This window comes from Micromonospora sp. NPDC049049 (assembly GCF_040649115.1).
Classification (GTDB): domain Bacteria; phylum Actinomycetota; class Actinomycetes; order Mycobacteriales; family Micromonosporaceae; genus Micromonospora.
Genome location: NZ_JBEZEX010000013.1, coordinates 56,270 through 77,910, shown reverse-complemented (window position 1 = coordinate 77,910; position 21,641 = coordinate 56,270). Strand labels below are relative to the sequence as shown.

At 73.0% G+C, this 21,641-nt stretch carries 22 protein-coding genes; 10 read left to right on the top strand and 12 right to left on the bottom strand.

Features of this window, described 5'->3' with window-relative positions; all coding sequences use genetic code 11:
- The first annotated feature begins 30 nt into the window (after positions 1-30).
- Entirely contained in the window at positions 31-1,857 is a 1,827-nt protein-coding gene (locus AB0B68_RS15710) for an RICIN domain-containing protein (protein WP_357260505.1), read from the top strand.
- A 4-nt stretch (positions 1,858-1,861) separates the two neighbouring features.
- Here the strand turns inward: AB0B68_RS15710 and AB0B68_RS15705 are convergent, their stop codons facing one another.
- Positions 1,862-2,692 carry an MBL fold metallo-hydrolase gene (locus tag AB0B68_RS15705; RefSeq protein WP_357194441.1) on the bottom strand — a complete coding sequence of 277 codons (831 nt, stop codon included), beginning with the start codon at positions 2,690-2,692 and terminating at the stop codon, positions 1,862-1,864.
- Complete coding sequence (locus AB0B68_RS15700) at positions 2,689-3,093, bottom strand: hotdog domain-containing protein (protein ID WP_030488289.1); 405 nt, start codon at positions 3,091-3,093, stop codon at positions 2,689-2,691. Before AB0B68_RS15700 ends, AB0B68_RS15705 begins: the two co-directional genes overlap by 4 nt.
- Positions 3,094-3,221: 128 nt before the next feature.
- Between AB0B68_RS15700 and AB0B68_RS15695 the strand changes: the two genes are divergently transcribed.
- Positions 3,222-4,289, top strand: coding sequence for a phosphatase PAP2 family protein (locus tag AB0B68_RS15695; protein ID WP_357260502.1), 1,068 nt, complete (start codon positions 3,222-3,224; stop codon positions 4,287-4,289).
- Between the two features lie 125 nt (positions 4,290-4,414).
- On the opposite strand, the gene AB0B68_RS15690 is transcribed toward AB0B68_RS15695, so the two are convergent.
- From AB0B68_RS15690 to AB0B68_RS15680, 3 genes are all read right to left on the bottom strand, one after another.
- Positions 4,415-5,935 carry a PH domain-containing protein gene (locus AB0B68_RS15690; protein WP_357260499.1) on the bottom strand — a complete coding sequence of 507 codons (1,521 nt, stop codon included), beginning with the start codon at positions 5,933-5,935 and terminating at the stop codon, positions 4,415-4,417.
- Positions 5,936-5,978: 43 nt separating this feature from the next.
- A complete protein-coding gene (locus AB0B68_RS15685) occupies positions 5,979-6,488 on the bottom strand; it encodes a PH domain-containing protein (RefSeq protein WP_357260636.1) in 510 nt (169 codons plus the stop codon).
- A gap of 266 nt (positions 6,489-6,754) precedes the next feature.
- Positions 6,755-6,985 carry a hypothetical protein gene (locus AB0B68_RS15680; protein ID WP_357194432.1) on the bottom strand — a complete coding sequence of 77 codons (231 nt, stop codon included), beginning with the start codon at positions 6,983-6,985 and terminating at the stop codon, positions 6,755-6,757.
- A gap of 240 nt (positions 6,986-7,225) precedes the next feature.
- Here AB0B68_RS15680 and AB0B68_RS15675 point away from each other — a divergent pair, with 240 nt between their 5' ends.
- The 3 genes from AB0B68_RS15675 to AB0B68_RS15665 are packed head-to-tail and all read left to right on the top strand — an operon-like array spanning position 7,226 to position 10,250.
- Positions 7,226-8,323 carry a MoxR family ATPase gene (locus tag AB0B68_RS15675; protein ID WP_196924350.1) on the top strand — a complete coding sequence of 366 codons (1,098 nt, stop codon included), beginning with the start codon at positions 7,226-7,228 and terminating at the stop codon, positions 8,321-8,323.
- The gene (locus tag AB0B68_RS15670; protein WP_357260633.1) at positions 8,302-9,303 is read left to right on the top strand and encodes a DUF58 domain-containing protein; all 1,002 of its coding nucleotides are present in this window, start codon (positions 8,302-8,304) and stop codon (positions 9,301-9,303) included. Before AB0B68_RS15675 ends, AB0B68_RS15670 begins: the two co-directional genes overlap by 22 nt.
- Complete coding sequence (locus AB0B68_RS15665) at positions 9,300-10,250, top strand: VWA domain-containing protein (protein ID WP_238682141.1); 951 nt, start codon at positions 9,300-9,302, stop codon at positions 10,248-10,250. Before AB0B68_RS15670 ends, AB0B68_RS15665 begins: the two co-directional genes overlap by 4 nt.
- A 75-nt stretch (positions 10,251-10,325) precedes the next feature.
- Here AB0B68_RS15665 and AB0B68_RS15660 read toward each other — a convergent pair whose 3' ends face one another.
- The 5 genes from AB0B68_RS15660 to AB0B68_RS15640 form a co-directional block, all read right to left on the bottom strand.
- A complete protein-coding gene (locus tag AB0B68_RS15660; RefSeq protein WP_357260496.1) occupies positions 10,326-10,541 on the bottom strand; it encodes a hypothetical protein in 216 nt (71 codons plus the stop codon).
- Positions 10,542-10,603: 62 nt separating this feature from the next.
- Positions 10,604-11,869 (bottom strand): acyltransferase, encoded by a 1,266-nt coding sequence (locus AB0B68_RS15655; protein ID WP_357260493.1) that lies wholly within the window; start codon positions 11,867-11,869, stop codon positions 10,604-10,606.
- A complete protein-coding gene (locus AB0B68_RS15650; protein WP_357260490.1) occupies positions 11,866-12,771 on the bottom strand; it encodes an alpha/beta hydrolase in 906 nt (301 codons plus the stop codon). Before AB0B68_RS15650 ends, AB0B68_RS15655 begins: the two co-directional genes overlap by 4 nt.
- A gap of 99 nt (positions 12,772-12,870) precedes the next feature.
- A complete protein-coding gene (locus tag AB0B68_RS15645; protein WP_357194423.1) occupies positions 12,871-13,533 on the bottom strand; it encodes a response regulator transcription factor in 663 nt (220 codons plus the stop codon).
- Positions 13,530-14,759, bottom strand: a complete 1,230-nt coding sequence (locus AB0B68_RS15640; protein ID WP_357260487.1) for a histidine kinase — start codon at positions 14,757-14,759, stop codon at positions 13,530-13,532. The genes AB0B68_RS15645 and AB0B68_RS15640 overlap by 4 nt, the downstream gene beginning before the upstream one ends.
- 154 nt (positions 14,760-14,913) lie before the next feature.
- Between AB0B68_RS15640 and fabG the strand changes: the two genes are divergently transcribed.
- From fabG to AB0B68_RS15620, 4 genes are all read left to right on the top strand, one after another.
- Positions 14,914-15,618: a 3-oxoacyl-ACP reductase FabG gene (gene fabG, locus AB0B68_RS15635; RefSeq protein WP_355009692.1), complete on the top strand. Its 705-nt coding sequence runs from the start codon at positions 14,914-14,916 to the stop codon at positions 15,616-15,618.
- 27 nt (positions 15,619-15,645) lie between these two features.
- The gene (gene fabI / locus AB0B68_RS15630) at positions 15,646-16,413 is read left to right on the top strand and encodes an enoyl-ACP reductase FabI (protein WP_357194417.1); all 768 of its coding nucleotides are present in this window, start codon (positions 15,646-15,648) and stop codon (positions 16,411-16,413) included.
- A 99-nt stretch (positions 16,414-16,512) separates the two neighbouring features.
- A complete protein-coding gene (locus AB0B68_RS15625; RefSeq protein ID WP_357260485.1) occupies positions 16,513-17,541 on the top strand; it encodes a ferrochelatase in 1,029 nt (342 codons plus the stop codon).
- 15 nt (positions 17,542-17,556) lie between these two features.
- Positions 17,557-18,336 (top strand): HAD-IIA family hydrolase, encoded by a 780-nt coding sequence (locus tag AB0B68_RS15620; protein WP_091403868.1) that lies wholly within the window; start codon positions 17,557-17,559, stop codon positions 18,334-18,336.
- A 31-nt stretch (positions 18,337-18,367) separates the two neighbouring features.
- Here AB0B68_RS15620 and AB0B68_RS15615 read toward each other — a convergent pair whose 3' ends face one another.
- On the bottom strand, positions 18,368-19,162 hold the full coding sequence (locus AB0B68_RS15615; protein WP_357194411.1) for a hypothetical protein: 795 nt from the start codon (positions 19,160-19,162) through the stop codon (positions 18,368-18,370).
- 302 nt (positions 19,163-19,464) lie between these two features.
- Between AB0B68_RS15615 and AB0B68_RS15610 the strand changes: the two genes are divergently transcribed.
- On the top strand, positions 19,465-20,277 hold the full coding sequence (locus tag AB0B68_RS15610; protein WP_357194409.1) for a DUF3097 domain-containing protein: 813 nt from the start codon (positions 19,465-19,467) through the stop codon (positions 20,275-20,277).
- Between the two features lie 23 nt (positions 20,278-20,300).
- On the opposite strand, the gene AB0B68_RS15605 is transcribed toward AB0B68_RS15610, so the two are convergent.
- A complete protein-coding gene (locus tag AB0B68_RS15605) occupies positions 20,301-21,602 on the bottom strand; it encodes a serine hydrolase domain-containing protein (protein ID WP_357260630.1) in 1,302 nt (433 codons plus the stop codon).
- Positions 21,603-21,641: the final 39 nt, after the last annotated feature.

Sequence of the window (21,641 nt, the reverse complement as noted above, 5' to 3'; positions counted from 1 at the left end):
GGAAACGTGGGCGTCGTCGGGGAGGTTCTGATGCGGGTGGTTCTGGTACCTCTGGCGTTCCGCCACGTTGCGGCCCTACTGGTCATGCTGCTCGTGGCTGCCGGGATGGTCGTCGCCCACCCGCCCGAGCGGGCCGCCGCGTGGGACAACGCGGTGGCCGACACCCCGCCGATGGGGTGGAACAGCTACGACTCGTTCAACTGGCGGGTCACCGAGACCGACGTCCGGGCCAACGCCGACTACATGGCCACGAACCTGCGGCAGTTCGGCTGGGAGTACGTGGTGATCGACTGGGCCTGGTACTACCCCGGTCAACACAACAACAGCCCCAACCAGGACGCGAACCTGCAACCCCGGCTCCGGATGGACGCCAACGGCCGGCTGCTGCCGGACACGACCCGGTTCCCCTCCGCCGCCGGTGACAACGGGTTCAAGCCGCTCGCCGACTACGTCCACGCGAAGGGGCTGAAGTTCGGCGTCCACCTGATGCGGGGCATTCCCCGCCAGGCGGTCGCCGACAACGTCCCGATCCTCGGCACCACCTGCCGCGCCAACCAGATCAACAACACCACCACCGCGGCCTGGCTCAACCTCATGTGGGGCCTGAACATGTCCAACCCCTGCGCGCAGACCTACCTGGACTCGATGTTCCAGTTGCTGGCGTCCTGGGGTGTCGACTACGTGAAGGTGGACGACATCGCCGCCCCGACGTACCGGCAGTCGGAGGTCGAGGGGTACCGGACGGCCATCCAGCGCAGCGGCCGACCGATGGTGCTGAGCCTCTCGCCCGGCCCGACCTCGCTGTCCAGCGGCGCACACGTCCAGGCCAACGCGCACATGTGGCGGATCGTCAACGATCTGTGGGACAACTGGTCGTCAGTGGACGCGCTCTTCGACCAACTGCGCAACTGGACCCCGTACCGCGCCACCGGCGCCTGGCCCGACGCCGACATGATCCCGATCGGCCGGCTCTCCAAGTACGGGCCGGTTGGTTCGCCGCGATACTCCAACCTGACGTCGGACGAGCAGCGCACCCTGATGTCACTGTGGGCGATCAACCGTGCGCCACTGATGTGGGGTGGCAACCTGGTCGAGAACCGCGCCGCCGAGCTGGCGTTGATGACCAACGCTGCGGTTCTGGGAGTTAACCAGAACAGCGCGAACAACCGTCAGCTCTACGGTGGCAGCCGGCAGGTGTGGGTCGCCGACGTGCCGGGCAGCAACCACCGGTACGTCGCCCTGTTCAACAGGGACAGCAGCGCGGCGCAGGTGTCGGTGAACCTCGCCGACCTCGGGATCGGGTCGGCCGCCGTGACAGACCTGTGGTCCGGCGCGGCCCTCGGCACGGCGACCGGGACCCTCACCCGGTCGCTCCCGGCCCACGGCGCCGGGCTGTACCGGCTCGCCCCGGACACCACGGTGCCGGTGCCGAGCGCGTACACCCTCGCCGCGCGGCACAGCGGCAAGCTGCTGGACGTCAACAACAGCGCGACCACCGACGGTGCCGAGGTGGTGCAGTGGGCCGCCAACGGTCAGCCCAACCAGCGGTGGCGGTTCCAGGACGCAGGTGGGGGTTACCAGACGGTGGTCAGCGCGCACAGCGGAAAGTGCCTCGACGTGTACGGCGGCGCGGGCGCCACCGCCGACGGCGTACGGGTCACCCAGTGGACCTGCAACGGCGGCACCAACCAGCAGTGGCGGGTGCAGGACCTCGGCACGGGTTACGTGCAGCTCGTCGCCCGGCACAGCGGCAAGTGCCTCGACGTGCTCAACTCCGCCACCACCGACGGTGCCCGCGCGGTGCAGTGGACGTGTGGCACCGGCACCAACCAGCAGTGGCGACGCACCTCGGTGTAGGCCGTCAGGCCGTGCCGTTCAGTTCCAGGTAGCCGCGCTGGGCGGCGACCAGGGCCGGGCGGGCCCCGAAAGGGGCCTCGGCGGCCACCCGCTCCGGCGGGGCGCTGCCGGTGTGCGCGGCCCGGATCAGCCAGGCCAGCTTCGCCAGCTCCGCGTGCTGGGCCCGGACGAAGTCGACGTCGACCGGGTCGCCGTGGCCCGGGATCACCACAGTGCGCGCGGTGGTGAGTCGCAGCAGGTCCGCGACCGCGTCCGGCCACCGCAACGGGTACGAGTCCTCGAAGGCGGGCGGGCCGCTCTGCTCCACCAGGTCCCCGGCCACCAGCACGTCGGCGTCCGGCACGTGCACCACAAGGTCGGCCTCGGTGTGCCCCCGCCCGGGGTGGCGCAGCAGCACCTGTCGACCGCCCAGGTCGAGCACCGTCTCGACGTGCACGGTGTGCGTGGGAGCGAGCAGCGGGGTGTCGGCCAGCTCGGCGGCGAGCGCCGGGTGCTCCGTGCGCACCTCCTCGTACGCCTCCCGGCGCAGCCGCTCCGGCTCCTCGCGCAGGGCGGCGGCGGCCAGTTCGTGCGCGTACACCGGGCGGGGTGGGTCGCCGGCCAGGACGGCGTTGCCGAAGCAGTGGTCGTAGTGGTGGTGGGTGTTGACGAGCGTCAGCGGACGGTCGGTGACCGCCCGGACGGCCGCGGCCAGTTCGGTGGCCTGGGCGGCCGACGAGAGCGTGTCCACCAGTAGCGCCTCATCGTCGCCGACGACCAGTGTGACGTTGACCCGCAGCAGCGGTTCGGCCAGCACGTGTACCCGGTCGGCGACCTCGACGAAAGCGGCGTTCACGACGCCCGCCCGGCCCGTTCGACGAAGCGGCCCCGGTCGACCAGGATCCGGTCCACCCGGCCCCGGGCCACCGTCTGGTCACCGTCGCTGACCGTGACCTCGAACGACAGCCGGCGACCGTCGACGGTCGCCAGCAGCGCCTGCGCGCGGACCGTCCGGCCGACCACTGTCGGCGCCAGGTGCTCCAACTCGACCCGGGTGCCCACTGTCGTGGAACCGGGCGGCATCCCGGTCGCCGTCGCCGCGACGGTGGCCGCCTCGGCCAGCGCCAGCACCCGGGGGGTGCCCAGCACCGGTACGTCCCCGGAACCGACCGCCTGGGCGGTGTCCGCGTCGGTGACGGTCAACTCGACCTGGGCGGTCAGACCCGGCGCGAAGGCCGGCTCGGGCTGCTCCTGCATGGTCGTCAGCCTAGGTGCTCGCTGGACCCGTCGAGCACGCGCCCGACGATCCGCACGCGACCACCCCCGGACGCGCAACGGGTGGTCCCCGTCGGTCGATGCCGTACCCGTCGTTAACCTTGACCCCGATGGCCGTCGCGACTGACCCCCAGCCCCCCGCCCGGACCGACCCGCCCGCGTCCCCGGACGGGGGTCGTCGGCGCGTCGTCGCCATGACCGTCTGGGCGGTCGCGTTCGTCGCCGCGTGGCTGGCCATCGGGCTGCCCACCGACCCGGCGTACGCCTTCGTCTGGATCTGGCTGGCGACCATCGCCTGGAACAGCGATCGGCCGTGGCGTAGCCACCTGCGCTTCGCCCGGGACTGGGTGCCGGTGGTGCTGCTGTTCGTGATCTACAACCTCTCGCGCGGGTTCGCCGACAACGGGGCTACGCCGCACGCGATGGAGTTGATCGTCGCCGACCGGTTCATGTTCGGCTGGGCCACCGGCGGTGAGGTGCCCACCGTCTGGTTGCAGCAGCACCTCTACCACCCGCAGGTGCACTGGTGGGATATCGCGGCGAGCTGGGTGTACTTCTCCCACTTCGTGGTGGCGCTGGCCGCCGCCGCGGTGCTCTGGCTGCGCGATCGGCACCGCTGGGCCGCGTACATGCGGCGGTGGGGTTTCCTCTGCGCGGCCGGCCTGGTCACCTACTTCATCTACCCGGCGGCCCCGCCCTGGTGGGCGGCGCAGAACGGCCTGCTCACCGAGGTCGCCCGGATCTCCACCCGGGGTTGGAAGGCGTTCGGCATGCACGGCGCCGGCAACGTCCTCAACGCCGGCCAGATCGCCTCCAACCCGGTCGCCGCGATGCCGTCGCTGCACACCGCCTGGGCGTTGTTCGTGGTGCTGTTCTTCCTGACCGCCACCCGTCGTCGCTGGTGGCCGCTGCTGCTCGCGTACCCGCTGGCGATGACCTTCACCCTGGTCTACTCGGGTGAGCACTACGTGATCGACGTGCTGGTCGGCTGGGCCTACGTGGGGCTGACCTTCCTGGTGGTCGGTCTGGCGGAGCGCGGCTGGGCGGCGTGGCGTGTCCGCCACCCGAAGGCCGGAACGCAACCACCCCCCGACCCCCCGCACAACGAGCCGGAGCCCCCAACCCCACGCGGCCCGGAAACCACCACCACGAACACCCCGGTCCCCGCCGACCGCTGACCCACCCAAGGCCCGCCCCCGCCCTGGTTGATCAAGAGGTTTGCGTCACCGCGTGCTCGATTCTTGACGCGAACCTCTTGATCAACAGGCGGTCAGGGGGGAACGGAGGGCTGGGAGGGGCGGGGTCAGGGTTGGGGGGTGGTGGTGCGGGCCTGGTGGGCTCTTGTCGTCAGGTCGGCTGCCAGGGCCCAGGCTTCGGCCAGGTCGCGGTCCTGGGCGGTGGCACCGGAGCCGCCCGCCGTGTCCGCGTGCACGGTGGCCAACCCGAGACGGCGCTGGATGGGCCCCTGGACCACCCGCACGCTCTGGATCCGGGCGTACGGCACGATCACCAGTTGCCGGGTGAGCCGCCCCGACCGGGTGGCGAACACCCGCTCGAACAGCCCCGCGCCGAACGCGGCACGGCCCAGCGGGTGCAGCCAACGGGTCCGGCGCGGCGGCGGGCTCAGCGCGAGAGCGTCGAGGCGTACCCCGGGAAGCACCTCGGCGACGATCATCGTCGCCGTCGGCAGGTCGCCGACCGGCAGCAGCCGGTCGGGCCGGTTACGGTCGTCGGCCTCCGCGACGGAGTAACCGGCCACCTCCAGCCGCAGCCGCAGCCAGCCCTTCACCCGCCACAACAGTGGCCAGGTGGCCCGCACGGTCTGCACCCGCTCCAGCGGCACGGTCTGCGCCCGCGTCTCCAGCAGGCCGTTGTGCACCCGCAGCGTGCCGCCGTCGCGGGCCAGCCGGAAGTTCCAGTCGTCGAGGACGCGGCGGATCGGTTGCAGCAGCACACCCGCCATCGCGGTCAGGGTGCTCGCCACCGCGACGAACGACCACGAACCGGCGGTGAGGAACTGCACCACGACGAAGGCCACACCGAACGGGAGCAGGAACGCCTGCGGAGTGAGCAGTTGGCTGATCAGCAGGTTCTGGTTGCTCACCGCGTGCAGTGACCGGCCCGGTACGGCCGCCGGGGGCACCGTCGCACCCGGGGCCACCGGGGCCGCCGCGTCGCCGGGTACGGGCTGCTGCGCCACCCGCCCGGCCAGCACCAGCAGACGTTCCCGCAGCACTGCCGCGTCGCCCACCCCGAGGTACGCCAGTGGCGCCTCGGTCTTGCCTCCGCCGACCACCTCCAGGCGCAGCTCGGCCAGGCCGGTGAGCTGGGCGAGCAGCGGTCGGACCACCTCGACGGCCTGCAACCGTTCCAACGGGATGGCCCGGGTACGCCGCCAGAGCAGCCCCTCGTACACCCGTAGTTCCCGGCCGACGACGTGGTAGCCGGTGTTGTACCAGCTGATGACCGACAGCACTGTCGCGCCGAGCGCCAGCACCGCCACCATGGCGGCGAACCAGCCGAAGCCCACCCGCGACAGCGTCGACCAGGACAGCCCGGCGATCACCACGACCAGGGACTTGGCGCCGTGCAGCACCGGGCTGAGCGGGTGCAGTCGTTGCCGGGGTTCGCCCTCGCCACCACCCGGTGGTGCCGGCCACGGCGCGGGCGCCCCGGGCGGCACCGGCCCATCAGCTGCCGCGCCAGGCGGCACCCGTCCAGGCGGTGTCGCGCCATCACGAGCCGTGCCAGCGGGCAGCAGCGGCCCCGGTGGTGTCGGGCCGGTGGGCGGCACGGTGCTCGGCTCGGCGGGCCCGTCGCTCATCGGAGCGGCCCTCGGTGCGGTCGGCGGCTGCCCGCGTGGGTGCTCACAGCCCTTCCGCCCGATCCTCGCCGAGCGCGGTGAGTCGATCGCGCAGCCGGGACGCCTCCGCCGGGCGCAGCCCGGGCACCCGGGCATCGCTCGCCGCCGCCGCCGTGTGCAGCTGCACGGTGGCCAGGTCGAAGGCGCGCTCCAACGGCCCGGCGCTCACGTCGACGAACTGCATCCGCGAGTACGGCACGATGGAGAGCCGGCGCACCAGCAGCCCGTGCCGGACCAGCAGGTCGTTCTCCCGCTCGGCGTACCCCCAGGCCCGGACCGCGCGGACGATCGCGATGGCCCGCCACGCGCCGAGCACCAGCACGACGGCCACGGCGAGCCCGAACAACCAGTGGCCGCTGAACGCCCAGGCGACGCCGGTCACCGCCAGCCCGATGGCGACCACGATCGCCAGCCGGATCAGCTCCACCCAGATCAGGTCGGTGGAGATCGGCTGCCAGTTGACAGTGTCCGGCCAGGGCTCCAGCGGACCCCGAGCACCCGGCGCGGCCGTCATCAGCGCGCCGGAGTCGGGCGGCAGGAGGCCGGGAGGCGGCAGGTCGGGTGGGCGCTGGTCGGCGGCGGGTGCCGGCCGGTGACCGGGTGGCAGCGCACCCGGTGGCAGCGGGGCGGGCGTCGAGACATCCGGCGCGGTGGGCTCCGGGCCGAGCGTGCCGGGTGCGGGGAACGCGCCGGGCGGCGGGTCGACGCCGGGTGGTGCGGTGGCCGGGGTGGGCGGCCAGGACGGGGAGGTGGGGCCGGGGGAAGCCGGAGGGTCGCCGCTCACACGTCGAGCGTAGGCGATCCGGGCACCGGAGTGACGGCACGCAGGAAGCCTCGAGCGTCGAGGAAGTCACCGAGGCTGCCCCGGTGCCCGGCGCAGGCCAACCAGGTCTTACGCCGATCGGCGTCGTGCAGGCGGGGATTGTTCCACTCCAGCGCCCAGACGGCGACGGACCGGCAGCCCCGGGCCGAACAGATCAGGGCGTCGTCGGCGGGGGAGGGGGTGCTCATCCTGGCCAGTCTAGGGCGGCGGGACGGAAGCTTGAGCGCCGGGCGACCACGGGGGGAGCCGCCCGGCGACGGGGTGAATCGTACACGCGGCAGGCCGGTATGTGCACACCCGAGATGTGCGAATCGGCTGCCGGGGACGGCGCGCCCGAAATCGGCTTCTCCCTCCCTCGACACTCAGCAAGGCGTGCGAGTCTTGATACCGCACGAGCCGCGACGACCGACAAACGCTGTGGAGGACCGGTGGCCCAGCCGACCATGCCCGACGCCCCGACGCCGAACGGAGCGGCACCCGCCCCGGTGACCACACCAGCGCAGGACGCCACCCTGCTGGAGAAGGGCCTGTTCGAGATCAAACGTGTGATCGTCGGGCAGGACCGGATGGTGGAGCGGATGTTCGTCGCGCTGCTCGCCCGAGGTCACTGCCTGCTCGAAGGCGTGCCCGGGGTGGCCAAGACCCTGGCGGTGGAGACCCTCGCCAAGGTCGTCGGTGGGTCTTTCGCCCGGGTCCAGTTCACCCCGGATCTGGTGCCCGCCGACATCATGGGCACCCGGATCTACCGGCAGTCGAGCGAGAAGTTCGACGTCGAGTTGGGGCCGGTCTTCGTCAATTTCCTGCTCGCTGACGAGATCAACCGTGCGCCGGCGAAGGTGCAGTCCGCGCTGCTTGAGGTGATGAGCGAGCGGCAGGTGTCCATCGGTGGGGAGAGCCACCGGGTTCCCGACCCGTTCCTGGTGATGGCCACCCAGAACCCGATCGAGCAGGAGGGCGTCTACCCGCTGCCGGAGGCGCAGCGGGACCGGTTCCTCATGAAGATCGTGGTGGGCTACCCGACCGACGCGGAGGAACGGGAGATCGTCTACCGGATGGGCGTGGCCGCGCCCGAGCCGACCGCGGTGTTCGACACCCCGGAGCTGATCGCCCTGCAACGCAAGGCGGACCAGGTCTTCGTCCACAATGCCCTGGTCGACTACGCGGTCCGGTTGGTGCTGGCCACCCGGGCCCCGGCCGAGCACGGCATGCCCGACGTCGCGCAACTGATCCAGTACGGGGCCAGCCCGCGTGCCTCGCTGGGTCTGGTCCGGGCCACCCGTGCCCTGGCGTTGCTGCGCGGGCGTGACTACGCACTGCCGCAGGACGTTCAGGACATCGCGCCGGACATCCTGCGGCACCGGTTGGTGCTCAGCTACGACGCGCTCGCCGACGACGTACCCGCCGACCACATCGTGCAGCGGGTGATGTCGACGATTCCGCTCCCGGCGGTCGCTCCCCGGCAGCAGGCCACCCCGCCGTCGATCGCGCCGCCGCCGGGCGCTGGCTGGCCCGGGCAGCGCCCGTGACCTCACCCACCCCTCGTCCGGCCCCCCTGGCCGACCGTAGCGAAGCCGTGCTGTCCCGGCTTCAGCTGCTCGTCACCCGCAAGCTCGACGGTCTGCTCCAGGGCGACTACGCCGGCCTGCTGCCCGGACCGGGCAGTGAGGCGGGTGAGTCCCGGGAGTACCGCCCCGGCGACGACGTACGCCGGATGGACTGGCCGGTCACGGCCCGGACCACCACACCGCACGTGCGGCGTACGGTCGCCGACCGGGAGCTGGAGACCTGGCTCGCGCTGGACCTCTCCGCCAGCCTGGACTTCGGCACCGGGCAGTGGCTCAAACGGGAGGTGGTGGTGGCTGCCGCGGCTGCCATCACCCACCTGACCGTGCGCGGAGGTAACCGGATCGGCGCCGTGATCGGCACCGGTGGCGGGGTGTCCGCCCCGACCCGACGCTGGCGGGGCGTACCACCGCCGGCCGGGCCCGGGGTGCTCACCCGGCTGCCGGCCCGTTCCGGGCGCAAGGAGGCGCAGGGCCTGCTGCGTGCCGTCGCCGGCACCGCCATCCAGCCCGGCCGTGGTGATCTGGGCGCCCTGATCGAGATGCTCAACCGTCCGCCCCGCCGTCGCGGGGTGGCCGTGGTGGTCTCGGACTTCCTCGCGCCGGCCGAGCAGTGGGCGCGGCCGATGCGCAAGCTGCGCGTCCGCCACGACGTGCTGGCGATCGAGGTGGTCGACCCGCGTGAGCTGGAGTTGCCCGACGTGGGCGTGTTGCCGGTGGTCGACCCGGAGAGCGGCGAGCTGCACGAGGTGCAGACCGCCGACCCGCGGCTGCGGCAGCGCTACGCCGAGGCCGCCACCGCCCAACGGGCCATGATCGCCGCTGCCCTGCGCGGCGCCGGCGCGGCCCACCTGCGTCTGCGTACCGACCGAGACTGGCTGCTGGACATGGTGCGATTCGTGGCCGCGCAGCGGCACGCGCGTACCCGGGGGACGACACGATGATCCGTTTTCTGCAACCGTGGTGGCTGCTGGCCGTGCTGCCGGTCTTCGCCCTCGCCGCGTTCTACGTCTGGCGGCAGTTGCACCGCCGGGCGTACGCGATGCGGTTCACCAATGTGGACCTGCTGCGTACCGTCGCGCCGAAGGGCCTGGGCTGGCGTCGGCACGTCCCGGCGACTGCGTTCCTGCTCTGCCTGCTGGTGCTGGCCACCGCGCTGGCCCGTCCCGCTGTGGACACCAAGGAACCGCTGGAGCGGGCCACGGTGATGCTCGCCATCGACGTGTCGTTGTCGATGCAGGCCGACGACGTGGCGCCGAACCGGCTGGAGGCGGCCCAGGAGGCGGCCAAGCAGTTCGTCAGTGAGCTGCCGGAAAGCTACAACCTGGGCCTCGTGTCGTTCGCCAAGGCGGCCAACGTGCTGGTGCCGCCGGGCAAGGACCGGGACGCGGTGACCAGCGCCATCGACGGGCTGGTGCTGGCCGAGGCGACCGCGACCGGCGAGGCGGTGTTCACCTGCCTGGAGGCGATCCGGTCGGTGCCGGCCGATGGCGCGGCGGGTATTCCGCCGGCCCGGATCGTGCTGCTCTCCGACGGTTTCCGGACCTCCGGTCGGGCGGTGGAGGAGGCGGCGGCGGCCGCGCAGGCCGCGAACGTTCCGGTCTCCACCATCGCCTTCGGCACCGACACCGGCCAGGTCGACATCGGCGGGCAGTTGCAGCGGGTGCCGGTGGACCGGATGGCCCTCGCCGAGCTGGCCGAGACCACCGAGGGTTACTTCTACGAGGCGGCCTCGGTGAGCGAGTTGAAGCAGGTCTATCAGGACATGGGCAGCTCGATCGGGTTCCGCACCGAGCCGCGTGAGGTGACCCAGTGGTACGCCGGGGTGGCGTTGCTGCTGGCGCTCTGCGCGGGCGCGTTCAGTCTGCTGTGGTCGTCCCGCATGCTGTGAACGGCTGCGCCGGCGGCGGTCGACGATCGCCGCCGGCACCAGCACCGGGCAGCGCGAGCTGCCGGCCCGGAGCGGTCAGTGACCGCCACCGGCGAGCACGAAGACGATGGCCACCCAGACGGCGGCGAGGGTGAAGCCCAGCGGGGCGACGTAGCGGCTCATGACGGCTCCGGGTGGCGGCTGGACGGTCCGCGTGCGGGGGCGGACCGCAGGGGGTGGGGACGCGCACACGAAGTGGTGACCGGGCGGCTCCCGGCGACCGCCCGGGATCGGGCGGCGCGGCACACTCACCTCGGCAGTTGCCGACGTGGTGGGGAGCGGAGCGGGGTCAGCTCACCAGACTGAGTCGTGGCTCAGCGGGTCTGACCATCGGCCCGGCCACGACTGGGAGGATCGCTATCTCGCACAGCGATCACCTCCTGCAAGTCGGGCGGGCCGGAACGTCGATGATCGTACACCTGCGGTGCCGACGGAACGCACTCGGCCGACCGGTCGGCCGCCCCTCCACCGCCCGGCTGGGGACGCCACCCGCCACCAGCGCGTACGCCCCGCCGAAACGACAGCGGCTGACCCACCCGCACCACGGTGACCAGCACCACGGCGAGCAACGGCAGCCAGCAGCAGCGCGCCAGCACCCACCCCGGGCCGTCCGGGGCGGTGTGCAGACCGGGCAGGGCCAGCCCGCCGCGGGCGGTGAGCGCGGTCACCGCCACCAGTACCGGCTGGTGCCACAGGTAGACCCGGACGGCGGACCGGTTCACCTCGGTCACCGCCCGGCCCGGCAGCGGTCGGGTCAGCAGCCGGTGCAGTGCCGGTCGGGCGAGCAGCCCCAGCCCGACCTGGGTCACCGCCAACGCCACGACCAGCAGCGACGGCGGGTTCAGGTTGGACACCCCGGCCCCGGGTACGCCGACCGCGCTCACCGGGTAGCCCAGCGCCACCAGCGCCGCCAGCGCGACAGCCCCACCGGCCGCCAACGTGCCGCCCGCCCGACGGCCGTCCAGCCGTCCGTCGGCGTGCGCCACTCCCAGCAGGTAGGGCACCGACCAGGCCGCCAGCACGGTGACCGGGGGCAGGTCGGTGCCGGACGGCAGCAGCCGGACGGCCAGGTCGACCGCTGCCACCACGGCCACCGCCGGCGCTACGCACCGGGCCACCCCCCACCGGCGTACGGCGACGCGCAGCGGACCGGTCACCGCGACCAGGATCACCAGCGGTAGCAGGAACCACAGCGGGCTGACCGCCAGCCGCAGCGCGACGGCGAGCGTGTCGTCCGAGGTGCCGACGACGGTCGCGGCGAGCAGCACTGCGGCCCCCGCACCGAGCAGCGCCACGGTGGGCAGCAGCAGCCGCCGCAGCCGACCGGCCACCCAACCGCCGGTGCCGCCCGGGTAACGGGCCAGCGACCGGGTCGAGCCGAACCCGGCGGTGAAGAAGAACAACCCGAGCGTCTGCAACACCCACGTCATCGGGGCCAGGTCGGGCAGGGCGGTCAGGGGACTGGCCTGGTGCAGCCCGCCGTCGCCGGTCAGCACCAACCCGGTGACCAGCCAGTGCCCGAGCACGACCCCGCCGATGGCGTACGCCCGCAGGGCGTCGACGGCACGGTCCCGGCTCACCGGGCGTCCCCGATCCCGTCGGTGTCCACGCCGCCCAGCACGACCGCCGCCACCGCGACCAGCGTGGCGCTGCCCGGCACGAGGTAGCCGTCGTGCCCCGCCACCCCACCCACCGGCAGGGGCCGGGCACCGAACGCCGGGTCGCCGGGTCGCCGGCCGAAACCCAGGCCGGGCAGCCGCACCGGCGGTACCCGACGGATCCAGTCGGTCGGCGACTCGGCCGCCCAGAACCGCCGCCCGCCGGGCAGGTCGCCGGCGCGCTGCACCCCGGCGCCGACGCCGCCGAGGCTGACCACGTCGGTGACCCGGGCCGGGGCCTCCGCCGCCGCCAGCGACACCACCAGCGCCCCGTAGCTGTGCCCCACCAGCGTGATCGTCGCCGCCGGACGGCGTCCGGCCAGTTCCCTGAGCAGCGTGGCCAGTCCGGCCGCGCCGCGCCGCGCGCTGACGCCACCGGCGGCCGTCAGGACCCCGTCGGGCGGGTCGTAGCCGAGCCAGGCCAGCACCGCGACCCGCGCCGCCGGGTCGAGCGCCCGCAGCTCCCGGTAGAGCTGCCCGGCCTGCACCGCCGGCGCCCGCCGGGCCACCCCGCCCAACCCCCTGTCGAAGTCGGCGAGGGTGCTGCCGACCCCTGGCACCAGCACCGCGATCCGGTCCGCGTCGGCGAGGTCGCCGAAAACCTCGACCGCGCGGCCGTCACCGCGCTCGTCGAACAGCAGGAACCGGCGTCCGTCGGCCGCCCAGTCCGCGTACGGGGGGCCGGCCGCGCGCATCGCCGCCGCCGTCACGGGGTACGCCTCGACGAACCCCACCGCCGTGGCCGGCTCGGGTCGGGTCGGTAGAACCAGGTTCACGCCGAGCAGCGCGGCCATCGCCACCCGGCTGGCACCTCGTCGTCGCATCACGGTCTCCCTCCGGAATGTCGTCCGGAGGGAGACTGCGCCCAGGGGCGGGGCCCGGTCGTCGTCCCGCAGAGCCGTTTCAAGGCTGGCTCCACAGCGCTACTCGCCGGCGGCCACCAGACCCGTCTCGTACGCCAGCACCACTGCCTGTGCCCGGTCGCGCAGACCCAGCTTGGCCAGGATCCGCCCGACGTGCGTCTTCACCGTCTGCTCGGCCACCACCAGGTCACCCGCGATCTCCGCGTTGTTGCGGCCCCGGGCGATCAACCGCAGCACCTCGGTCTCGCGCGGGGTGAGCCCGGCCAGGTCGGTGGGGCGCGGGCTGCGGCGATCCGGACGGGCCGCGAACTCGGCGATCAGCCGACGGGTCACCCCCGGGGCGAGCAGCGCGTCCCCGGCCGCCACCACCCGCACCGCCTGCACCAGGTCGGCCGCCGGGGCGTCCTTGAGCAGGAACCCGCTCGCCCCGGCGCGCAGCGCCTCGTACACGTAGTCGTCCAGGTCGAAGGTGGTGAGGATGAGCACCCGGGGCCGCTGCGTCGACCGGTCACCGAGCAGCTTGCGGGTGGCCTCCAGCCCGTCCATGACCGGCATCCGCACGTCCATCAGCACCACGTCCGGGTCGAGGTGGCGGGCGGCGGCCACCGCCTGCGCGCCGTCGGCGGCGTCCCCCACCACCAGCAGATCCGGTTGGGCGGCGAGCAGCGCGCCGAAACCCTGCCGGACCATCGCCTGGTCGTCGGCGATCAGCACCCGGATCATCGGTCCCCGCCCTCCGCGTCGTACGGCAACTCGGCCGCCACCGCGTAACCCCCGTCGGGCAGCGGCCCGGCGGTGAACGTACCGCCCAGCGAGGTGGCCCGCTCCCGCATACCGGTCAGCCCGTGCCCGGGGCCACCGTCATCGGTCGGTCGGACGTCGGCCGGGGAGTTTTCGACGCGTACCCCCAGACCGGACGGACCGGTGCGGACGGTGACCCGCACCGCGGCGGCGGCAGCGTGGCGGGCCGCGTTGGCCAGGCCCTCCTGCACGATGCGGTACGCGGCCAGCCCGACCGGCGCGGGCACCCGGTCGTCGTCCACCGACTCGGCGTCCAGGGTCACCGGCAGCCCGGCCCGGCGTGCCGCGTCCACCATCGCGCCCAGGTCGGTGAGGTCCGGCTGCGGCGCGGTCTGCGGCCCGCTCGTCTCGCTGCGCAGCACCCCCAACAGCCGCCGCATGTCGGTCAGCGCGTCACGGGCCGACGCGGCGATGGCGACGAACTCCGCGGCTGCCGGGGCCGGCACGTCCGTCAGCCGGTACGGGGCGGTCTCCGCCTGCACCGCGATCAGCGACATGTGGTGGGCCACCACGTCGTGCAGTTCCCGGGCGATCCGGGTGCGTTCCTCCAGCACCGCACGACGTTTCTGCTCGCGTTCGCTCAGCTCGGTCTGCGCGACCAGCGCGCGCCGGGACAGCCGGTTGCGCCGGATCAGGTCGCCGGCGATCGCCAGCGCGCCGAGCAGCAGCAGGACCGGGACCCGGTTGTTCGGGTGGACAAGGGTGAACACCGGCACCGTGCTGATCGCCACCACCCAGGCCAGCACCGGGCGGTCGACCCGTGCGACGACCACCGCCGCCACCGCGATCGACCCGAGTGCCAGCGGCGGGGTCCACGGCCAGGCCTGGTCGGCCGGGGCGTTGAACGTGCAGATCAGCAGGGCCAGCACCGTCAGCCGCCAGGCCAGCAGCGGACGCCGGGGCAGCGCCAGCAGCGGCGCCACCGTCATCGCCGCGAACAGGAGCGCGATCGGCGGCGGCAGGCCCCAGTCGCTCTCCACTGTCAACGTGATCAGGAAGAGGCCGAGCGCGGCGAGCAGGCCGACCGGCGCGGCGTACGGGGCCAGCCGTGGCCACCGGGCCAGCAGCGGCCGTTCGGGCCGGGCGTCCGGGCCGAGCACTGTCTGCCGCAGGGCCCGTAGGGCCACCGCGATCGGATGCCGGTTCACCACCCGGAGGCTACGGGCCGACCCCGCCACGAGGCGTGCCACCAGGGGTTGATCCCGGTGTCCTACCCCAGTGTGACGCGACTCCCGTTAGCGCTTACCTGCCGGTAACGCCTAGGCTCCGACGCGTCCGTGCTGACCATCGCAAGGGGGAACAGTGGCTCGCACCGTGCTGGTGACCGGGGGCAACCGGGGGATCGGCCTGGCCATCGCGCAGGCCTTCGCCAAGCAGGGCGACCGGGTGGCGGTCACCCACCGCAGCGGCGAGGCGCCTGAGGGGCTGTTCGGCGTTCGCGCCGACGTCACCGACGCCGCCTCGATCGACGCCGCTTTCGCCGCCGTCGAGGCCGAGCTGGGGCCGGTCGAGGTGCTGGTCGCCAACGCCGGCATGACCGCCGACACGCTGCTGCTGCGGATGACCGAGGAGCAGTTCACCGACGTGGTGGACACCAACCTCACCGGCGCGTTCCGGGTCGCGAAGCGGGCCTCCGGCAAGATGCTCCGCGCCAAGTGGGGCCGAATGATCTTCATTTCCTCGGTGGTCGGCCTCGCCGGCGGTGCCGGGCAGGTCAACTACGCCGCCAGCAAGGCCGGCCTCGTCGGCGTCGCCCGCTCGATCACCCGGGAGCTGGGCAGCCGCAACATCACCGCGAACGTGGTGGCGCCCGGCTTCATCGACACCGACATGACCGCCGGCCTCACCGACGACCGCAAGGCGGAGATCCTCAAGTCCATCCCGGCCGGTCGGATGGCCAGCCCGGACGAGGTCGCCGACGTGGTCACCTGGCTGGCGTCCGACAGCGCCGGGTACGTCTCCGGCGCCGTCATCCCGGTCGACGGCGGCCTCGGCATGGGCCACTAACCCTTTTGACTACGGAGGAAATCAGCGATGTCCGGACTGCTCGCCGGTAAGCGACTGCTCGTCACCGGTGTCATCACCGACGCCTCGATCGCCTTCTCGGTGGCGAAGCTCGCCCAGGAGAACGGTGCGCAGGTCGTCCTCACCGGCTTCGGCCGGATGTCCCTGGTCGAGCGGATCGCCAAGCGGCTGCCCGAGCCCGCGCCGGTCATCGAGGTGGACGTCACCAACACCGAACACCTGGCCAGCCTCGCCGACCGGGTCCGCGAGCACGTCGACGGCCTCGACGGTGTCGTGCACTCGATCGGCTTCGCCCCGCAGAGCTGCCTGGGTGGCGGCTTCCTCGACGCGCCCTGGGAGGACGTGGCGACCGCCCTGCACGTCTCCACCTTCTCGTACAAGTCCCTTGCGATGGCGGCGCTGCCGCTGATGTCGCCCGGCGGCGCGGTGGTCGGTCTGACCTTCGACGCGACGAAGGCGTGGCCGGTCTACGACTGGATGGGCGTGGCCAAGGCCGGCCTGGAGTCCGCCTCCCGCTACCTGGCGATGCACCTGGGCAAGCAGGGCATCCGCAGCAACCTGGTCGCCGCCGGGCCGCTGCGGACCATCGCCGCCAAGTCGATCCCCGGCTTCGACCAGTTCGAGGACGCCTGGGCCGAGCGGGCCCCGCTGGGCTGGAGCCTCACCGACCAGGAGCCCGCCGCCAAGGCCTGCCTGGCGCTGCTCTCCGACTGGTTCCCGGCCACCACCGGCGAGATCGTCCACGTCGACGGCGGCTACCACGCCATCGGTTCCTGACGCTCCCCGCGACGCCCACTGGTCGCCGTCCGCGTGATCTACGCGTCCGAAACAGGGGGCGTCGCCGGGGCGTCCCGGCCGAGGGGCAAGAATGACCCCATGTCGTACGACGCGGTGGTGCTGGTGTCCTTCGGCGGGCCCGAGCGGCCCGAGGACGTGATGCCGTTCCTGCAGAACGTGACCCGGGGCCGGGGTGTGCCTCCTGAGCGGCTGGCCGAGGTCGCCGAGCACTACCAGCACTTCGGTGGGGTGTCCCCGATCAACCAGCAGTGCCGGGACCTCCTGGCCGCCGTCCGCGCCGACTTCGCCGCGCACGGTGTCGACCTGCCCATCTACTGGGGCAACCGCAACTGGGACCCGATGCTCGCCGACACCGTGACCCAGATGCGCGACGACGGGGTCACCCGGGCACTGGCCTTCGTCACCAGCGCGTACGGCGGCTACTCCTCCTGCCGGCAGTACCAGGAGGACATCGCCGCCGCGCGTGCCGCCGTCGGCCCGGAAGCCCCCGTGATCGAGAAGCTGCGCCAGTTCTGGGACCACCCCGGCTTCGTCGAGCCGCACGTCGACGCGGTCCGGGCGGCGTTGAGCCAGCTCGACCAGGCGTTGCGGGACACCACCCGGCTGGTCTTCACCGCCCACTCCATCCCCACCTCGATGGCGGCCAACGCCGGCCCGCACGGTGGCCGGTACGAGGCGCAGCTGCACGAGACCGCCCGGCTCGTCGCCGCGGCCGCCGCACCCGACCTGGAGTACGACCTGGTCTGGCAGAGCCGCTCCGGCCCGCCGCAGGTTCCGTGGCTGGAACCGGACATCAACGACCACCTGGCCGCCCTCGCCCAGAGCGGGACCACCGGTGTGGTGGTCAGCCCGATCGGGTTCGTCTCCGATCACCTGGAGGTCGTGTGGGACCTGGACACCGAAGCGCTGGAGACGGCGAAGCAGCTCGGCCTGGACTTCGTCCGGGCCGGTACGCCCGGCACCGACCCGCGTTTCGTGACCATGGTGCGTGAGCTGGTCACCGAGCGGACCGACCCGGACGGCGCGCAGCTGCGCCGCCGCCTGGGCGAGCTGCCCATGTGGGACACCTGCGCCACCGTCTGTTGCGTGCCGACCCGTCGCCCCTGACCTCTGAGGATCATCATGCATGACCGTAAGCCCGTGCAGAGTTGGCTGACCGACATGGACGGCGTGCTGGTGCACGAGGGCCAGCCGGTGCCCGGCGCGCCGGAGTTCATCAACCGGATGCGCGCCTCCGGCAAGCCGTTCCTGGTGCTGACCAACAACTCGATCTACACCCCGCGCGACCTGACGGCCCGGCTCAGCCGGATGGGGCTGGACGTGCCGGAGGAGTCGATCTGGTCCTCCGCCCTGGCCACCGGCCAGTTCCTCGCCGACCAGCGGCCGGGCGGCACCGCTTACGTCATCGGTGAGGCCGGGCTGACCACGGCGCTGCACGCCGTCGGCTACGTGCTGACCGATTTCGCCCCCGACTACGTGGTGCTCGGCGAGACCCGCACCTACAGCTTCGAGGCGATCACCAAGGCTGTCCGCCTGATCAACGACGGCGCGCGGTTCATCTGCACCAACCCCGACGTGACCGGCCCGTCCGTGGAGGGCGCGCTACCCGCCGCCGGCTCGGTCGCCGCCATGATCTCCAAGGCGACCGGGGTCGAGCCGTACTTCGTCGGCAAGCCCAACCCGATGATGATGCGCTCGGCGCTCAACACCATCAACGCCCACTCGGAGAGCACCGCGATGATCGGTGACCGGATGGACACCGACATCCTGTGCGGCCTGGAGGCTGGACTGGAGACCATCCTGGTGCTCACCGGGATCAGCAGCCGCACCGAGGCGGAGCGTTATCCGTACCGCCCGTCGCGGATCATCAACTCGGTCGCGGACCTGCTCGACGAGATCTGACCTGCCCTCAACCGGCGTTGCAGGGCTCCGGTCAGGGGCGCAGGGGGGCGTTGCAGGCGGCCACCAGCGCCTGCCGGCAGGCTGCGGTCAGGGGGCGGAGTGCCGCGTCCCGTTGCTGCGCCTCGTAGTTGTTGATCGCGCCGCCCGGGGCGGCGTGCCCGGCCAACGCCAGCACTCGGTCGAGCACCGCGGCGCGGGCGAAGAGCCGGCGGGCCCGCGGGTCGAAGCCCGGTGGGAGATCGGTGGTGCCGTCCGGGCGACGGAGCGCGGCCAGCGCACCCGCCAGCTCGGGCCGCCACTGGGCGACGTCGAGGCGGGTCAGCACGGCTGTCGTCTCGGCCAGCGCGGCGGCCAACTCGGCCTCCGCCTCGGCGGCGCCAGGCAACGAGAGTGACGCGGCGGGGGCGTTGGCCGGCAGCGGGTAGACCCGCCACAGCACCGTCTCGAAGCAGTCCCCGGAGCCGGAGGTGTGCGAGCGGACCTCCGGGATCAACCCCAGCCCGCCGGCGACCACCGCCTCACCCGTGACCAGCGCCGCACCGGCGAAGTCGCCGGGGCCGGGCAGACCCCTCGGGTCGCCGGGCGCGGGCAGCACCAGGCGGATCTCGTCCGGGGAGAGCTTGGCCAGGGTGGGCAGCGCGGCACCCAGCGGGACGTCGGTCCAGGTGCCCGGGGCGTCCGCAACGAGGTGTTCCTCGTCGCCGGCGATGGCGTCGGCGACCTCGTCGAAGGGCACCAACCCGGCGCGCCACGCGCGCACCCAGGCAACGAACCGGCTGGACCGGCGCGGCGCGAGTGTGACCGCGCCCGTTGCGGGGGTGGACATGCCGAAAGGGTACGTGGTCACGACCGGCCCTGTCTCGGCTGCCGCTCCGGTCGCCCGGCCTGCCCCCAACTGCCCTTTTCGCCCCGATCCCCGCTCCGGCCCGCTCGTGTCTCCGCGCCCCGGGTCGCGTCGATCATGCAGTGGTGGTGGGTGACAGGCACCGGTTGTAGACGTTTTGTGGAGCACCACAACTGCATGATCGACAGCGGTGGGTGGCGGCTGAGGTTAGGGGTGCGGCGGTCGGGGGGCGGGGCGGTGTGTCGGGGGTGGGGTGGGAGCGGGCTGGGTCTAGCGTGATCGACATGGCGGGGCGATACGGCGAGGACGTGTTGGCGGGCGACTGGCGACGGCGCAAGGTCACCCCCGAGGTGGACGCCGAACCGGATCTCGTGGTCGAGGATGCCGACTCCGGATTCTGTGGAGCGGTGGTGGGCTTCGAGGCCGGCGCGGTGGTGCTGGAGGACCGGCACGGTAAACGGCGCAACTTCCCGCTGCTGCCGGCGGCGTTCCTGCTCGACGGCCGCCCGGTGACGCTGCGCCGCCCCACCCGTGCGCCGGTTCCGGCGGCCCGTCGACGCACTGCGTCCGGCTCGGTCGCCGTGGACAACGTGCGGGCCCAGGTGGCGAAGGCCAGCCGGATCTGGGTGGAGGGCATCCACGACGCCGCGCTGGTCGAGCGGATCTGGGGCGACGACCTACGGATCGAGGGTGTTGTCGTGGAGCCGTTGGACGGCATCGACGCCCTCGACGCCGAGGTACGCGACTTCGGCCCCGGCCCGACCCGACGACTCGGCGTGCTCGTCGACCACCTGGTGCCGGGCAGCAAGGAGAGCCGGATCGTCGCCCGGGTGAACTCGCCGCACGTGCTGGTGACCGGGCACCCCTACGTGGACGTGTGGCAGGCGGTCAAGCCTGCCGCGTTGGGCATCGCGGCCTGGCCGGTCGTGCCGCCGGGGCGGCCGTGGAAGGAGGGGGTCTGCGCGGCCCTCGGGGTCGCCGAGCCGGCGGACATGTGGCGGCACATCCTGTCCCGGGTGAACAGCTTCGCCGACGTGGAGACCCCTCTGATCAACGCCATGGAACGGCTCATCGACTTCGTCACCGAGCCGGCCTGACCGCCTGACCCCCCGGCGGCCGGTCAGGGAACCTCGTCCGGGCTGCGCGTGAAGACGAACGTGGCGATGTCGACCGCCAGCGCCCGTCCGCTGTCGTCGCGCAGCACCGACAGGATCTCGCCGTTCTCCGGGCCGGAACGTCCCCGCCAGCGGTCCGTCCCCTCGGCGGTGAACCGGGTCACCCGCTCACCGCGTACGTGGGCCACCAGGTCACCCGCGTCCCAGCTCAGGTCCATCGAGGTGCCCATCCACCACCAGCGACCGGTCAGCTCGGCCGACCCCGCGTCGGGTGCGGCGGTGGCGGGCCGCCACGGCTGCGGGAGCGCCGGCTCGGCGTCCAGCACCATGGTCAGCAGCTGACGGCCGAGCCCGGTGATCGGGAAGCCGTACGAGTTGGCGAAGCCGACCACAGCGGTGCGGGTGGGTCGGTGCACCATGAGGGTGGCCACGTACCCGGGCATCGAGCCGCCGTGTCCGACGTACACCCGCTCGCCGTCGCGGTAGAGCTCCAGCCCCAGGCCGTGCCCGCCGGTCCAGGAGTCGAGGTCGCTGATCACCACGGGGGCGCACATCTCGGTCAGCGTCTCGGCGGCCAGCACCGACGGGTCGGGGTCGGCCAGGAAAGCGGCCCAGCGGCCGAGGTCCTCGATCGTCGACCAGAGCTGCCCGGCGGGAGCCATGGCGCCGGTGTCGGTACGGGGTTCCTCGCGCAGGGTGCCGTGCCAGGGGTGGACGACGTAACCGGGGGCGTACGGCTCGGTGGCCGTGTAGGTGGTGCGGCGCAGGCCCAGCGGGCCGAACACCCTTTCGTCGAGCAGGTCGGCCCAGGGTTTCCCGGTGAGCCGTTCGAGCAGGCCACCGAGGAGCCCGTAGGCCAGGTTGGAATAGTGGTAGGCGGTGTGCGGCGGGTAGGCGATCTTGTCGGCGTTGAGGCCGTCGAGCAGCGTGGCCAGGTCGGCGCCCGCGCTCCGCTCCCACCAGTCGCCCTCGGGTTCGCGTTGCATGCCGCTGGCGTGCCCGAGCAGCTGACGCACTGTGAGCGCGCCCGCCGCGGTGCCGGGCAGGTGCCGTTCCAGCGGGTCGTCGAGGGAGAGCTGGCCGGCGTCACGCAACTGCATGATCAAGGTGGCGGTCATCGTCTTGCTGATCGAGCCCACCCGGTACTGCAGGTCGGCGTCCGGGCGGGGGTGCTCGCCGGCGGTGGCCAGGTGGACCAGCGTGCCGTCGCGGACCACGCCCAGCACCAGTGACGGGGTACGTCCGTCGATCTGCGCCTGGGCGACCTGGGTGTCGATCTGCCGGGCGGTCGCGGGCAGCAGGGTCACGGGGATCTCCTCGTTCGGCCGGTGAATGCGGTGGGCGGC

Excerpts from the sequence above, each read along its gene's own strand:
- AB0B68_RS15700 (WP_030488289.1), bottom strand. The coding sequence starts at position 3,093 with ATGCAGGAGCAGCCCGAGCCGGCCTTCGCGCCGGGTCTGACCGCCCAG.
- fabI (WP_357194417.1), top strand. The coding sequence starts at position 15,646 with ATGTCCGGACTGCTCGCCGGTAAGCGACTGCTCGTCACCGGTGTCATC.
- AB0B68_RS15710 (WP_357260505.1), top strand. The coding sequence starts at position 31 with ATGCGGGTGGTTCTGGTACCTCTGGCGTTCCGCCACGTTGCGGCCCTA.
- AB0B68_RS15690 (WP_357260499.1), bottom strand. The coding sequence starts at position 5,935 with ATGAGCGACGGGCCCGCCGAGCCGAGCACCGTGCCGCCCACCGGCCCG.
- AB0B68_RS15680 (WP_357194432.1), bottom strand. The coding sequence starts at position 6,985 with ATGAGCACCCCCTCCCCCGCCGACGACGCCCTGATCTGTTCGGCCCGG.
- AB0B68_RS15650 (WP_357260490.1), bottom strand. The coding sequence starts at position 12,771 with ATGCGACGACGAGGTGCCAGCCGGGTGGCGATGGCCGCGCTGCTCGGC.
- AB0B68_RS15665 (WP_238682141.1), top strand. The coding sequence starts at position 9,300 with ATGATCCGTTTTCTGCAACCGTGGTGGCTGCTGGCCGTGCTGCCGGTC.
- AB0B68_RS15685 (WP_357260636.1), bottom strand. The coding sequence starts at position 6,488 with ATGACGGCCGCGCCGGGTGCTCGGGGTCCGCTGGAGCCCTGGCCGGAC.
- AB0B68_RS15620 (WP_091403868.1), top strand. The coding sequence starts at position 17,557 with ATGCATGACCGTAAGCCCGTGCAGAGTTGGCTGACCGACATGGACGGC.
- AB0B68_RS15610 (WP_357194409.1), top strand. The coding sequence starts at position 19,465 with ATGGCGGGGCGATACGGCGAGGACGTGTTGGCGGGCGACTGGCGACGG.
- AB0B68_RS15625 (WP_357260485.1), top strand. The coding sequence starts at position 16,513 with ATGTCGTACGACGCGGTGGTGCTGGTGTCCTTCGGCGGGCCCGAGCGG.
- AB0B68_RS15695 (WP_357260502.1), top strand. The coding sequence starts at position 3,222 with ATGGCCGTCGCGACTGACCCCCAGCCCCCCGCCCGGACCGACCCGCCC.
- AB0B68_RS15645 (WP_357194423.1), bottom strand. The coding sequence starts at position 13,533 with ATGATCCGGGTGCTGATCGCCGACGACCAGGCGATGGTCCGGCAGGGT.
- AB0B68_RS15615 (WP_357194411.1), bottom strand. The coding sequence starts at position 19,162 with ATGTCCACCCCCGCAACGGGCGCGGTCACACTCGCGCCGCGCCGGTCC.